Source organism: Sphaerotilus uruguayifluvii (assembly GCF_013294065.1).
Lineage (GTDB): Bacteria > Pseudomonadota > Gammaproteobacteria > Burkholderiales > Burkholderiaceae_C > Sphaerotilus > Sphaerotilus uruguayifluvii.
In genome coordinates this window covers 107,604-121,421 of the sequence record NZ_JABSNM010000008.1, presented here as the reverse complement: position 1 = coordinate 121,421, position 13,818 = coordinate 107,604, and the positions used below count along the sequence as shown (strand labels likewise).

General features: G+C 71.6%; 12 protein-coding genes. 7 read left to right on the top strand and 5 right to left on the bottom strand.

All coding sequences use genetic code 11. The annotated features are described in order from the left end of the window. Positions 1-2: 2 nt before the first annotated feature. Complete coding sequence (gene lnt, locus HNQ01_RS10720; protein ID WP_353621685.1) at positions 3-1,526, bottom strand: apolipoprotein N-acyltransferase; 1,524 nt, start codon at positions 1,524-1,526, stop codon at positions 3-5. After that, complete coding sequence (locus tag HNQ01_RS10715) at positions 1,519-2,391, bottom strand: HlyC/CorC family transporter (RefSeq protein WP_353621684.1); 873 nt, start codon at positions 2,389-2,391, stop codon at positions 1,519-1,521. The genes lnt and HNQ01_RS10715 overlap by 8 nt, the downstream gene beginning before the upstream one ends. A 132-nt stretch (positions 2,392-2,523) precedes the next feature. Between HNQ01_RS10715 and HNQ01_RS10710 the strand changes: the two genes are divergently transcribed. The 7 genes from HNQ01_RS10710 (at position 2,524) to HNQ01_RS22415 (ending at position 11,432) form a co-directional block, all read left to right on the top strand. Next, positions 2,524-3,594 carry a CobW family GTP-binding protein gene (locus HNQ01_RS10710; protein ID WP_173805427.1) on the top strand — a complete coding sequence of 357 codons (1,071 nt, stop codon included), beginning with the start codon at positions 2,524-2,526 and terminating at the stop codon, positions 3,592-3,594. A 172-nt stretch (positions 3,595-3,766) separates the two neighbouring features. After that, entirely contained in the window at positions 3,767-4,240 is a 474-nt protein-coding gene (gene dksA, locus HNQ01_RS10705) for an RNA polymerase-binding protein DksA (protein WP_173805426.1), read from the top strand. A 60-nt stretch (positions 4,241-4,300) separates the two neighbouring features. After that, positions 4,301-6,049: an STAS domain-containing protein gene (locus HNQ01_RS10700; protein ID WP_173805425.1), complete on the top strand. Its 1,749-nt coding sequence runs from the start codon at positions 4,301-4,303 to the stop codon at positions 6,047-6,049. Positions 6,050-6,136: 87 nt separating this feature from the next. Then, the gene (gene hslV, locus HNQ01_RS10695; RefSeq protein ID WP_173805424.1) at positions 6,137-6,679 is read left to right on the top strand and encodes an ATP-dependent protease subunit HslV; all 543 of its coding nucleotides are present in this window, start codon (positions 6,137-6,139) and stop codon (positions 6,677-6,679) included. 8 nt (positions 6,680-6,687) lie between these two features. Next, positions 6,688-8,067, top strand: a complete 1,380-nt coding sequence (gene hslU / locus HNQ01_RS10690) for an ATP-dependent protease ATPase subunit HslU (protein WP_173805423.1) — start codon at positions 6,688-6,690, stop codon at positions 8,065-8,067. A 115-nt stretch (positions 8,068-8,182) separates the two neighbouring features. Beyond that, positions 8,183-10,573, top strand: a complete 2,391-nt coding sequence (locus HNQ01_RS10685; RefSeq protein ID WP_173805422.1) for a putative bifunctional diguanylate cyclase/phosphodiesterase — start codon at positions 8,183-8,185, stop codon at positions 10,571-10,573. A gap of 43 nt (positions 10,574-10,616) precedes the next feature. Beyond that, complete coding sequence (locus tag HNQ01_RS22415; RefSeq protein ID WP_286180686.1) at positions 10,617-11,432, top strand: potassium channel family protein; 816 nt, start codon at positions 10,617-10,619, stop codon at positions 11,430-11,432. On the opposite strand, the gene HNQ01_RS10675 is transcribed toward HNQ01_RS22415, so the two are convergent. The 3 genes from HNQ01_RS10675 to HNQ01_RS10665 all read right to left on the bottom strand — a co-directional run bounded on the left by HNQ01_RS10675 (position 11,411) and on the right by HNQ01_RS10665 (position 13,816). Beyond that, the gene (locus HNQ01_RS10675; RefSeq protein WP_173805421.1) at positions 11,411-12,181 is read right to left on the bottom strand and encodes a type III pantothenate kinase; all 771 of its coding nucleotides are present in this window, start codon (positions 12,179-12,181) and stop codon (positions 11,411-11,413) included. The two genes, HNQ01_RS22415 and HNQ01_RS10675, sit on opposite strands and share 22 nt — an antisense overlap. 43 nt (positions 12,182-12,224) lie before the next feature. Then, on the bottom strand, positions 12,225-12,740 hold the full coding sequence (locus HNQ01_RS10670) for a hypothetical protein (protein WP_173805420.1): 516 nt from the start codon (positions 12,738-12,740) through the stop codon (positions 12,225-12,227). Positions 12,741-12,976: 236 nt separating this feature from the next. Then, positions 12,977-13,816 (bottom strand): ABC transporter ATP-binding protein, encoded by an 840-nt coding sequence (locus HNQ01_RS10665; RefSeq protein ID WP_173805419.1) that lies wholly within the window; start codon positions 13,814-13,816, stop codon positions 12,977-12,979. Positions 13,817-13,818 lie beyond the last annotated feature (2 nt).

Below are 13,818 nucleotides of genomic sequence, written 5' to 3'. Positions count from 1 at the left end.
GCTCAGCCCGGACGGCGCCGCCGCGCCCAGGCCACCCCCGCCAGCCCGAGCGCCCACAGCGGCAGCAGACCCAGCCGCCCGGCCCACCAGGCGAACGGCGTCGTGCCCTCGCGGCCCTGGACCTGCGCCTCCAGCACGCCGCGCACATGCGGGGCCAGCCGGTGGGTGACCTGGCCGCGGTGGTCGATCGCCACCGTCGCGCCGGTGTTGGTGGCACGCACCATCGGCCGCTGCAGCTCCAGCGTGCGCAGGCGCGAGATCTGCAGGTGCTGGTCGACCGCCACCGACTCGCCGAACCAGCCGATGTTGCTGACGTTGGCCAGCACCGTCGGCGCCTGCGCCGCATCGACGAAGCGGGTGGCGAGCTCCTCGCCGAACAGGTCCTCGTAGCAGATGTTCGGCCCGACCCGCTCGGAGCCGACCGCGAAGGACGGCGCGGCCAGCGGCCCGCGCGAGAAGTCGCCCAGCGGCATGCGCATCATGTCGACGAACCAGCGGAAGCCCCAGGGAATGAACTCGCCGAAGGGCACCAGGTGGTGCTTGTCGTAGCGGTAGAGCTCGGCGCCGCGCCGGCCCGGGCCGAAGCCGACGACCGAGTTGCTGTAGCCGCTGTCGGCATCGCCCAGCGGCACGCCGACCAGCGCCGAGGTGGTGCTGCGCGCGAAGTGCTCGCCCAGGCCCTGCCACAGCCCCTGCGGCAGCTGCGCCGGCAGCAGCGGGATGGCCGTCTCCGGCGCGATCACCAGCTCGGCGGTCGAGGCGAAGAGCGCGCGCAGGTGCCAGTCCAGCGTCTGCGGCAGCCGGCTGAAGTCGAACTTCTCGTCCTGCGGCACGTTGCCCTGCAGCAGCGTCACCGACAGGCCGCCGGTGGCGCGGGTGAAGTCCGGCCCGCGCAGCGCCGGGGCGAGCGCCAGCGCCGCGGTCATCCCCAGCGCCGCAGCGCGGGCCGGCACGGACGGCTGCAGCGCCAGCCGCGCCAGCACGAAGCCCAGCGCCGCGCCGGCCGCGCCCATGCCGTGCACGCCCAGCCACGGCGCCAGCAGCGCCAGCGGCCCGTCGACATGCGCGTAGCCCGAGGCGCCCCAGGGAAATCCGGTCAGCAGCTGCGCGCGCGCCAGCTCGGCCAGCAGCCACAGCGCGCTCCACAGCAGCAGCTCGCGCCCGAAGCCGCGCCCGCGCCAGCGCGCGAACAGCGCCATCGCGCCGGCCAGGTAGAGCGACAGCGCCGCTGCCAGCGCCAGCACCGCGCCGGCCGACAGCCAGGCCGGCAGGTGGCCGTAGCGGTACATGCTGATGAACAGCCACCAGAAGGTGCCCGCCAGCCAGGCCACGCCGGCCAGCGCACCCAGCACGAAGGCGCGCCGCGGCGCGGCCTGCATCGCCAGCGCCGCCAGCAGCGCCGCGCCCAGCACCTGCAGCACGCCGCGCGGCTCGGGCGCCAGCGACAGCGCCTGCAGGCCGCCGGCGCCAAGCGCGAGCAGGCTGCCGACGGCCGCCGGCACGCGGAACGGGGTGCGCTCAGCCACCGCTGGCGTCGTCGTGGGCGGGAATGCGCGAGACCCGGAACCAGCGCACCGCGCCGCCGCGGGTCAGCATCACCACGAAGCGCAGCGGGCCGACGTCGACGCTCTCGCCGCGGCGCGGCACGCGGCCGTTCTCGTGCGCGACCAGACCGCCGATGGTCTCGAACGCCTCGCCCGGCAGCTCCGTGGCGAAGTGCGCGTTGACCGCGGCGACCGCCGCATCGCCGGCCACCCGCGAGCTGCCGTCCGACAGCGTGTACAGGCCCGACTCGCCGTCCTTCTTCTCGTCGTACTCGTCCTCGATCTCGCCGACGATCTCCTCGAGCACGTCCTCGATGGTGATCATGCCGGCGATGCCGCCGAACTCGTCGATGACGACGGCGAGGTGGTTGCGGTTGGAGCGGAAGTCGCGCAGCAGCTCGTTGAGCCCCTTGGACTCCGGCACGAACAGCGCCGGGCGCAGCAGCGCGCGCAGGTCGCGCGCCGCGTCGCCGCCGCGCGCGCGCAGCAGGTCCTTGGCCAGCAGCACGCCGATGATGTTGTCGCGCGTGCCCTCGAAGACCGGAAAGCGCGAGTGGCCGGTCTCGACCACCGCGTCGAGCACGTCGTCGAGCGACGACGCGATGTCGATCATGTCGATGCGCGGCGAGGCCACCATCGCGTCGCCGGCCGTCAGGTCGGCCATGCGGATCACGCCCTCGAGCATCGCGCGCGACTCGGGATCGATCAGCTCGCGCCGCTCCGCATCGGCCAGCGTCTCCATCAGCTCGTCGCGCGAGTCGGGACCGGGGGAGATGAACTCGATCACCCGCTCGAACAGCGTGCGGTGATCCGCGCTGGTGCGGGAACTCGGCTGGGGTTCGGACACGGTGTGTGCCGGAAGTGGAGATGCGCGAAGAATACCGCAAGGACCGGGGTCGACTTGACAGGCCTGGGGGCTTGACAGACAGTCGTCCATCCCTTTTTCCCTCGATCCAGAACAGAACGGACCCGCCCAGCCATGTCCAACGGCCTCATTCCCGCGACCATCCTGACCGGCTTCCTCGGCTCGGGCAAGACGACGCTGCTCAAGCGCGTGCTGTCCGAATCCCATGGCCAGCGAATCGCCGTCATCGAGAACGAGTTCGGCGAGGAGAACATCGACAACGACATCCTCGTGAGCGACACCGAGGAGCAGATCATCCAGATGAGCAACGGCTGCGTCTGCTGCACGATCCGCGAGGACCTGCGCGCGACGCTGGCCACGCTGGCCGAGAAGCGCCGCAAGGGCGAGCTGCACTTCGACCGCGTCGTCATCGAGACCACCGGCCTGGCCGATCCGGGCCCGGTCGCGCAGACCTTCTTCATGGACGACGAGGTCGCCGAGAGCTTCTTGCTCGACTCGATCCTGACGCTGGTCGATGCCAAGCACGGCGACGCCCAGCTCGACACCCGCCAGGAGGCGCGCCGCCAGGTGGGCTTCGCCGACCAGATCTTCATCAGCAAGGCCGATCTGGTGGACGCCGCCACGCTGGACGCGCTGGCGCACCGCATCAAGCACATGAACCCGCGCGCGCCGCAGCACCGCGTCGACTTCGGCGTCGTGCCGATCAAGGACGTGTTCGACCTGCGCGGCTTCAACCTCAACGCCAAGCTCGAGATCGACCCGGCCTTCCTGGATGCGGACGACCACGGCCACGACCATCACGGCCATGACCATGCGCACGATCACGACTGCGGCCACGACCACGCGCCCGGCGAGACCTGCGACCACCCGCACCACCATCGCCACGACGACGACGTGAAGTCCTTCGTCTTCCGCTCGGACAAGGCCTTCAATCCGGCCCGGCTCGAGGACTTCCTCGGCTCGATCGTGCAGATCTACGGCCCGAAGATGCTGCGCTACAAGGGCGTGCTGAACATGAAGGGCACCGACCGCAAGGTGATCTTCCAGGGAGTGCACCAGCTGATGGGCAGCGACCTGGGCCCGAAGTGGGCGCCGGGCGAGAAGCGCGAGAGCCGCATGGTCTTCATCGGCATCGACCTGCCGCGCGACGTCTTCCAGGCCGGCCTGAGCCAGTGCCTGGCCTGAGGCAGGCACCGATGTCCCCCGGTCGGCTGAAGCGGGTGCGGCGGATGCGCCACGCCCTGCAGACGATCAGCGTGTCGCAGGCCGAGATCGCTACAATCCGCGCGCCCGGAATCGGCACGATCGACCCGGTGGCCATCACGGCCTTCTCCACTGCCAGCCACCCGAGGCTCCCATGCCCCAGAACGACCTGAAGACCGACCCGAATCTCGCCAACGCCTGGAAGACCAAGGCGGGACGCGACCTGACGGACGCCGAGCTGCTGGCCATGCCCGACAGCGAGTACATGAGCGACCAGCAGCTCGAATTCTTCCGCTCGCGCCTGCAGAGCCAGAAGGAAGACCTGCTGGCCAACGCCGGCGAGACCACCGAGCACCTGCGCGAGGACACCTCGATCGTGCCGGATCCGGCCGATCGCGCCACGATCGAGGAGGAACACGCGCTGGAGCTGCGCACCCGCGACCGCGAGCGCAAGCTGCTGAAGAAGATCTCGCAGGCGCTGACCCGGATCGACTCCGGTGACTACGGTTACTGTGACGAAACCGGCGAACCGATCGGGCTGGGCCGCCTGCTGGCCCGCCCGACCGCTACACTGTCGCTGGAAGCGCAGCAGCGCAGGGAACTGAAACAAAAGCTCTTCGGCGACTGAGCGCAGACGAGCTCCGGGGAGACAGCCGGAGTCAGCGTGCGGCGCCACCAGGCAACACACATGGCTGACTCCAAGGACTCCCCGAAGAGCGGATTCTTCCGCAAGGTGGTGCGCTTCGCGCTCAATCCGACCACCGACTGGGCTGACCTGAACGGCAGCGGCCCGGATTCCCGCCAGGACGACTACGCGCGCTCCGAGCTCAAGGCGATGATCGAGCGCAAGCGCCGCAACGACTTCGTTCGCAAGCGCGAGTTCGACGCGCTGCGCCGCATCCGCCGCGAGGGCCTGAGCGGCGAACGTCTGGCCGGGCTCGACAGCCTGTCCCACCTCGACGACTCCGAGGTCCGCAGCCACGACAGCTACGGCACCCGCCCCGACGGCGACGACGTCAAGGGCAAGATCGACGCGATCGAGCGCCAGATGGTCGGAGAAGGCGCGCAGGCGCGCCGCCCGGCCGCCGCGGTGATGGGCCGCCAGGCCGGCCCGCGCTCCGAGTCGACCTTCAACCAGACGACCGCCCCGCAGGTCATGGCCGCCCATCCGCACCTGTCGGACGCATTCAAGCCGACCGCGCCGATGCAGATGGAGTCCGACTTCAAGCGCGGCATCGACACCACCGGCATGCCGCCGCCGGCGCCGCCGCGCATCATCAGCAGCGTGCACGGCCAGCTCGACGAGGACAGCCGTGCGCTCGAGGTGGCCGAGCTCGCGCACGATCCGGACCTCGACGAGGCGGTGATCGCCTTCGCCAACGCCGACTTCGAGCTGTGCGAGCGCTCGCTGCTGTCGCTGGTCAGCCTGAGCGGCCCGCGCGCCCAGCATGCCGAGACCTGGCATGTGCTGTTCGACCACTACCGCGCCACCGGCCAGCAGACCCGCTTCGATGCCGCGGCGCTCGACTACCTGCACCGCTTCGGCGTGTCGCCGCCGCAGTGGTTCTCGATGCCTCGGCAGGTCGCCGAGGCGGCCAGCAGCAGCGAGCGCGGTGCCGGCCGCGGCGGCGCGCGCAGCGCCGCCCAGCTCGACGGCAGCGTCGGCTGGGTCAGCCCGGAGGGGCTCGACATCGACGCGGTCGGCCTGCTGCGCTCGCAGATGCTGCAGATGCCGCTGCCCTGGGTGCTGGACTGGCGCCCGCTGCGCCGCATCGACACCCAGGCCGCGGGCATGCTCACGCGGCTGCTGCACGAATGGTCGGACGAGCCGGTCGAGATGCGCTGGATCGGCGCCGACCGGCTGTTCGCGGTGCTGGCCGAGATGGCGCCCAACGGCATGCGCGACGCCGACCCGGTGTTCTGGCTGCTGCGCATGGAGGCGCTGCGGCTGGCGCACCGCACCAACGACTTCGACCAGGCCGCGATCGACTACTGCATGACCTACGAGGTCTCGCCGCCGTCGTGGATGCCGGCGCGCTGCACGGTGCGCCTGTCGGACACCTCCGGCCAGATCGTCGTCGAGCAGCCGACCACCGGCATCGCCGACGTCGCCACCGGCTTCATGGAGTCGCAGACCCCCGACGAGGGCATGCTCGAGGTCGCGCAGGTCGAGCTCAACGGCCAGCTGCTCGGCGACATCGGCGCACTGCTGCACGGCATGGACGAGCAGATCGGCAAGTCGACGATCATCCACGTCTCGTGCGCGCGGCTGATCCGCATCGACTTCATCGCCGCGGGCGACCTGCTGAACTGGGTCATCAACCGCCACGCCGAAGGCCGCCACGTCACCTTCGTCGACGCGCACCGCCTGGTCGCGCTGTTCTGCGGCGCGATGGGCATCACCGAGCAGGCGCGCGTCACCGTGCGCAAGGGCTGAGCGACCGGGCGCTGCGCCCCCTTGCAGGCCGGGCAGACCGCCCCCACCTGCGCCATCCCGCAGCGATCCCCCGGAGCGAGCTCCCCCATGTCCACCGAATCCTTTCACGGCACGACCATCGTCAGCGTGCGTCGCGGCAACACCGTGGCCATTGGCGGCGACGGCCAGGTCACGCTCGGCCACATCGTCGTCAAGTCCAGCGCGCGCAAGGTGCGCAAGCTCTACCGCGAGCAGGTGCTGGCCGGCTTCGCCGGCGCGACCGCCGACGCCTTCACGCTGTTCGAGCGCTTCGAGGCCAAGCTGGAGAAGCACCAGGGGCACCTGGTGCGCGCCGCCGTCGAGCTGACGCGCGACTGGCGCACCGACCGGGTGCTGCGCCGCCTCGAGGCCATGCTGGCGGTGGCCGACCGCAGCGCCTCGCTGATCATCACCGGCAACGGCGACGTTCTCGAGCCCGAGCACGGCATCGTGGCGATCGGCTCGGGCGGCGCCTATGCGCAGGCCGCCGCCCGCGCGCTGCTGCAGCACACCGAGATGGCGCCGGCCGAGGTGGTCAAGCGCTCGCTGGAGATCGCCGGCGACCTGTGCATCTACACCAACCAGTCCCACACCCTCGAGACCCTGGAGTGACCCCGAGCATGAGCAGCGCCATGACCCCGCAGGAAATCGTCTCCGAGCTCGACCGCCACATCGTCGGCCAGCAGGGCGCCAAGCGCGCCGTCGCCATCGCGCTGCGCAACCGCTGGCGCCGCCAGCAGGTCGACGAGAAGCTGCGCCCCGAGATCACGCCGAAGAACATCCTGATGATCGGCCCGACCGGCGTCGGCAAGACCGAGATCGCCCGCCGGCTGGCCAAGCTGGCCGACGCGCCCTTCATCAAGGTGGAAGCGACCAAGTTCACCGAGGTCGGCTACGTCGGCAAGGACGTCGACACCATCATCCGCGACCTGGTCGAGAGCGCCGTCAAGCAGGAGCGAGAGCGCCAGGTGAAGCTGATGCGCCACCGCGCCGAGGACGCCGCCGAGGAGCGCATCCTCGACGTGCTGGTGCCGCCGCCGCGCCCGGCCGGCGCGCCCGGTCTGGGCGGCCTGGGCTTCGGCTTCGCCGAGCCTGCGGCGCCCGCGCCGGCGCCGGTCGACAGCGCCGCGCGCCAGACCTTCCGCAAGCGCCTGCGCGAAGGCTCGATGGAGGACAAGGAGATCGAGATCGAGGTCGCCGAGGCGCGGCCCGCGGTCGAGATCATGGGTCCGGCCGGCATGGAGGACATGGCCGAGCAGCTCAAGGGCATGTTCTCGCAGATGGGCCAGGGCAAGCGCAAGGCCCGCAAGCTCACCATCGCCGAGGCGCGCCGCCTGCTGATCGACGAGGAGGCACAGCGCCTGGTCAACGAGGAGGAAATCGTCGCTCGCGCGCTGCACAACACCGAGCAGAACGGCATCGTCTTCATCGACGAGATCGACAAGGTCGCCAGCCGGGGCGAAGGCAGCGGCGGCGCCGACGTCTCGCGCCAGGGCGTGCAGCGCGACCTGCTGCCGCTGGTCGAGGGCACCACCGTCAAGACCAAGCACGGCATGGTGCGCACCGACCACATCCTGTTCATCGCCTCGGGGGCCTTCCACCTGTCGCGCCCGAGCGACCTGATCCCGGAGCTGCAGGGGCGCTTCCCGATCCGCGTCGAGCTGGGCTCGCTGAGCATCGACGACTTCGAGGCCATCCTGACCAGCACGCACGCCAGCCTGCTCAAGCAGTACCAGGCGCTGCTGGCCACCGAGGGCGTGACGCTCGACTTCCAGCCCGGCTCGATCCGGCGCATCGCCGAGATCGCGCACGGCGTCAACGAGCGCACCGAGAACATCGGCGCGCGCCGGCTCTCGACCGTGATGGAGCGCCTGCTCGACGAGATCTCGTTCGATGCGCCGCGGCGCAGCGGCGAGACGGTGTCGATCGACGCCGCGCAGGTCGACGCGCGCCTGGGCGAGCTGGCCGGCAACGAGGACCTGTCACGTTACATCCTTTGACAAGTCGAGCGGTACCACCCTGAACAGGGGGATGGGAAGACCCTGTCTGCCTTCAGGCGGGCCGATATGATGACCCTGCCCCGCCCGATCGCGGGGCGATTTCATCATTTTCGACATGCCCAGCCCGCTCGCGCCCGAACTGCTCTCCGCCCTGGCCGCCGCCGACCTGCTCGGACTGGCGGCGGTGGTGGTCGACGTGCAGGCGCGGCCGCTGGCCGGGCTGGCCTCGCTGGAGCGGCTGTCGCTGCCGGCCGAGCGCGATGCGCTGCCGCTCGACCCCTCGGGGCGCCGGCTGCTGCTGGCGGCGCTCGAGGCGGGCCGTCCCGGCACGACCGAGCCGCTGTCGGCCGGCGGGCGCTGGCTGCAGGCCGAGCTGTCCTGGCCGGCCGGACCGGGCGCGGCGCTGGTGCTGCTGCGCGACGTCGGCGCGCTGCGCCAGGCCGAGCTGCAGATGCGCCACGAGCGCGACAAGCTCTGCCGGCTCGCCGACAGCGCGCCGGTGCTGATGGCCTACTGCGAGGCCGATGCCGGACGGCGGTGCAGCTACGCCAACCGCGCCTTCGTGCAGTCGCTGTGCCCGCAGGCGCTCAGCCCGCTGGAGCGCCCGCTGCACGAGGCGGTCACGCCCGAGCTGGCCGACTGGCTGCGCCGCGCCTGCGATCTGCTCGAGCGCGACGGCGAGGCGGTCAGCGCCGAGCAGTGGCTGATGCTGGCCGACGGCACCGCGATCTGGGCCGAACTGACGCTGGCGCCGCACCTGGACGCACGCGGGCGCCCGCTCGGCCTGTACCTGCTGGTCAGCGACCAGAGCCGCCATCACCACGCCGAGCGCGCGCTGCTCGAGTCCGAGGACCGGCTCGCGCGCTTCATGCAGGCCGGCGTCGAGGGCATCGTCTTCCACCGCGACGGCCACATCGTCGACGCCAATCCGGCACTGTGCGAGCTGCTCGGCCTGTCGCTGCACGAGCTGCTCGACCGCCCGCTGCTCGGCCTGATCGCGCCGGAATGCCAGGCCCGGCTGGCGCGCCGGCTCGACGCGCAGGAGGACCTCTGCCTGGAGACCAGCGTGCTGGCGCGCGACGGCCGGCGCATCCCGGTCGAGCTGATCGAGCGCGGCACGCTGCAGCGCGGCGAGCCGATGCGCATGACGGTGCTGCGCGACATCAGCGACCGCCGCGACGCGCAGGCGCGGCTGCACTACCTCGCGCACCATGACGCGCTGACCGGGCTGGCCAACCGCGGCGCCCTGCTCGGCCAGCTCGAGCACCTGATGGTGGCCGCGCGCGCCTCCGACACCCAGCTGGCGCTGCTGTTCATCGACCTCGACCACTTCAAGCGCGTCAACGACTCGCTCGGCCATGCCGCCGGCGACGCGCTGCTGAAGACGATCGCGCTGCGCCTGGGCCAGCGGGTGCGCAGCACCGACCGGGTCGCGCGCTTCGGCGGCGACGAGTTCATGGTGCTGCTGCCCGGCGTGCGCACCCGCGAGGATGTCGCGCATGTCGCGCGCAAGCTGCTCGACGCGCTGGCCGCGCCGGTCGCGCTCGAGGGCCAGGCGCAGGCGATCTCGGTGACGCCGTCGATCGGCATCGCCCTGTATCCGGCCGACGCCGCCACGCCCGACCTGCTGATCCAGCACGCCGACGCCGCGATGCACGTGGCCAAGGCGCGCGGGCGCGCCACCAGCGCCTTCTTCGAGCCGCGCCAGGTCAGCCTGGCGCGCGACAACCTGATGCTCGAGAGCCAGCTCGGCCACGCGATCGAGCACGAGGAGTTCGCGCTGCTGTTCCAGCCGCAGGTGCGGGCCTGCGACGGCCAGTTCGTCGGCGTCGAGGCGCTGATCCGCTGGAACCATCCGCAGCGCGGCCTGCTGGTGCCCAACGAGTTCATCGCGCTGGCCGAGCAGCACCGGCTGATCGTGCCGATCGGCGCCTGGGTGCTGCGCGAGGCCGCGCGCCAGGCACGGCTGTGGCATGCGGCCGGCACGCCGCTGACGGTGGCGGTCAACCTGTCCACGCTGCAGTTCCAGGCGCCCGACTTCGTCGCCTCGATCGAGGCGCTGCTGGCCGAGACCGGCCTGCCGCCGGGCTGGCTCGAGCTCGAACTGACCGAGCGCATGCTGATGGACGACGTGCCCGGCGTGCTGGCGCGGCTGGCGCAGCTGCGCCAGCTCGGCGTGAAGCTCTCGGTCGACGACTTCGGCACCGGCTACTCCTCGCTGAGCCACCTGAAGGAGCTGCCGATCGACAAGATGAAGATCGACCGCTCCTTCGTGCAGGAGCTGCCGCAGCAGCGCGAGTCGGCGGCGATCGCCGGCGCGATCATCGAGCTGGCGCGCGGCCTGGGCCTGACCGTCGTCGCCGAGGGCGTCGAGACCGAGGCGCAGCGCGAGTTCCTGCTGGCGCACGGCTGCGACCAGCTGCAGGGCATGGGCATCGGCGCGCCGCTGGACGCCGCGGCACTGCAGGCCTGGCAGCAGGCGCGCACGCCCCGCGCGCCGGCCTGATCGCGCGCACGGTCGCCGCGGGGGGCTCTGCTACGCTGGCCGCATGAGCGTTCCGGAGCGATCCCCGTCGACCTTCTCCTTCGTGCCCTCGCGCGTGCCGAGGCACTGGCTGCTGCTGTGCGGCCTGGTCGGAACGATTCCCGCCTTCTACCTCGAGCTGCTGTCGGGCGGCCGGTCACCGCCGGCGGCGGCCGCGGCCTACCTGATCGCGGCCCTGATCGTGGTGCTGACCGAGCGCCCGCGCCGCGGCCGGCTGCCGCGGCTGCGCCTGATCCTGACGCGCCTGCTGATCGGCGGACTGGTCACCGCGGCGCTGCTGCCGCCGAGCTCGACCTCGACGCCGGCGCTGGTGCTGCGCTCGCTCACCGCGCTGCTGACGCTGATGCACATGGTCTGGTGCCTGCGCCACCTGCTCGAGCGCGACAGCCTGCCGGCGCTGCTGGGCACCGCGCTGGGCGTGCTGATGCTGTGCGGCGCCGGCTTCTGGTGGCTGGAGCCGCGCACGCCGACGCTGGCCGACGGCCTGTGGCTGGCCTTCACCACCGCCGCGACCGTCGGCTACGGCGACGTGGTGCCGAGCACGCCGGCCTCGAAGATCTTCTCGGTCTTCGTCGTGCTGCTGGGCTTCGGCATCCTGTCGCTGGTGACCGCATCGATCGCGGCGATGTGGGTCGAGACGACCGAGCGCCAGGTCGAGCGCGACATCCTGCAGGACCTGCACGCCGAGATCGGCCGGCTGCGCACCGAGCTGCGCTCCACCCACGCCGAGCTGCAGGCGCTGCAGCGCCGGCTGCCGCCGACCCCGCCTGCGCCCTCGCCCGCCCCCTGCGGGCGGGATCAGCCGTCCGGGAACTCCTGAGCCCCGAGGCGCAGCAGGCCCTCGAAGATCAGCGTGTCGACCAGCTCGAAGGGCAGGTCGGTCTCGGGCGCGAGCTTGACCGCGGCGCCGCCGCCCATCAGCAGCACCGGCTCGGCGCCGCAGCGGCGCAGCAGGTGGCGGTGCATGCGCTCGATCGCGCCGGCGATGCCGTAGGTGCCGCCGCTCATCAGCGCGTCGCTGGTGTTGGTCGGGAACTCGCGCACCTCGCCGGTGGGCACCTTCAGCCCGGCGGTGCCCGACTCCAGCGCCTGCAGCATCAGCCCGAAGCCCGGCAGGATCAGCCCGCCGAGAAACCGCCCGTCCGCGTCCATCGCGTCGACCGTCACCGCGGTGCCGACCATCACGACCAGCGCCGGCCGCGCCGGGCCGGCGGCGAGCACCCGCGCTCGCGCGCCGATCATCGCCAGCCAGCGGTCCGAGCCCAGCCGCGCCGGATGCTCGTAGCCGTTGGTCACGCCGGCGTCCTGCGGCTGCGACACCACCCAGCGCGGCGTCAGGTCCCAGAGTTCGAGCTGCTCCTCGGCGCGGCGGCGCACGCCCTGCCCCGCCACCGCGCAGCCGAGCATGCGGCCGGGCACCGGCAGCGCGGCCCAGCCCTCGTCGGACAGCCGGTCGATCGCCTCGAGAAAGACCGCGCCCTGCGCGATCAGGTCCGCGCCGGGCCGGGGCGCCTCGTACAGGCCCCACTTGAGCCGCGTGTTGCCGATGTCGATGACCAGGAAACTCATGAGGACGCCACAGGACGACGGAAAACGGACGCCGGCGCCCGCCTCAGGACGCCAGCAGCGACTCGACGCGCAGCAGCTGCTCGCGCATCTCGCCCGGCTGCCGCACGCGCTCGAGGCGTGCCCGCACGTCCGGCAGCAGGGCCTGCAATTCTGCGCGAGAGCGTGCCCGCCTGACCCTGAGCATCGTCACGGCCCCGGCCAGCGGCACATGGCTGCGCAGCAGCCCGATCAGCATCTGGCGCGCCTGCGCGAACGAGGCGTCGCCCGCGTCGAGGCGGGCCAGCTCGGTGTCGCTGACCGCCGTGCCCGGCCCGACCGTGTCGGGCCCGTCGAGCGGCATCGGCGCGGTCGGCGGCGGACCGATGACGATCAGCCCGAGGGCGAACAGCTCGTCGATGTAGCCGCGCGGCACACCGGCGCGGCGCCCCTGCTCGACCACCTCCTCGAGCGTGCGCTGCCCGTCCACCAGCAGCAGCAGCAGCCGATGGCGCTGCGACAGGCGCTGCTCGCGCGCGGCCAGTTCGGCATGACCGGCCGATGTCTTGCACGGGATCCCCAAAGATGGCTCCAGCCTGTGTCGGCGCGATGCGCTGACATCGTCATTCCGCACACGGCATGAGGCGATTGTGACCGCAAAACTGCCGGATTCCGCGCCTCGGGCGGCGACACACCGTTTCAGAAATGCACAAATAAAAACCCGACGGGGTACCGTCGGGTCGGAAGCGAGGCGTCACCTTGGAGACAAGCCTCACCGTCTTCTGTGGCGACCACGCCACGCGCTGGCAACAGCCTGGCTCAGGCGGCGTCCTTCTCGACGTGCGCCTGCTTGTGGTACAGGAACTCCAGCACCGCCTCGCGCGAGGCCAGGTAGCCGGCGTCGTGTGCCATCTCGAGACGCGGGCGGAACTGCTCGCGGATCGGCGCCAGCGGCACCTGGTGGATCTCGCCGATGGTCGCCGCCGGGCCGTTGGTCAGCATCACGATGCGGTCCGACAGCAGCACCGCCTCGTCGACGTCGTGCGTCACCATCATGACGGTCGAGCCGGTGGTGGCGACGATCTTCATCATCTCGTCCTGCAGCTTGGCGCGGGTCAGCGCGTCCAGCGCGCCGAAGGGCTCGTCCATCAGCAGCATCTTCGGCTCCATCGCCAGCGCCCGGGCGATGCCCACGCGCTGCTTCATGCCGCCGGAGATCTCGCCCGGGCGCTTGTCCCGGGCGTGGCTCAGGTTGACCAGCTCCAGGGCCGCCAGCGAGCGCTCGCGCAGCCTGGCCTTGTTCTCGGTGGCGCCGAAGACGCGCTCGACCGCCAGGTAGACGTTCTCCATGCAGGTCAGCCACGGCAGCAGCGAGTGGTTCTGGAACACCACCGCGCGCTCCGGGCCCGGCCCCTTCAGCTCGCGGCCGTCGAGCAGCAGCACGCCCGAGGTCGGCGTGGTCAGGCCGGCGACCAGGTTCAGCAGCGTCGACTTGCCGCAGCCGGAGTGGCCGATCAGCGAGATGAACTCGCCGCGGGCCACCTCCAGGTTGATGTCGCGCAGCGCGACGAAGGTGCCCTTCTTCGTCGGGAAGGACATGCCGACGTTCTCGATGCTCAGGAAGCGCTGGCTGCGGGTGTCCAGATTGGCTTGGCTCATGA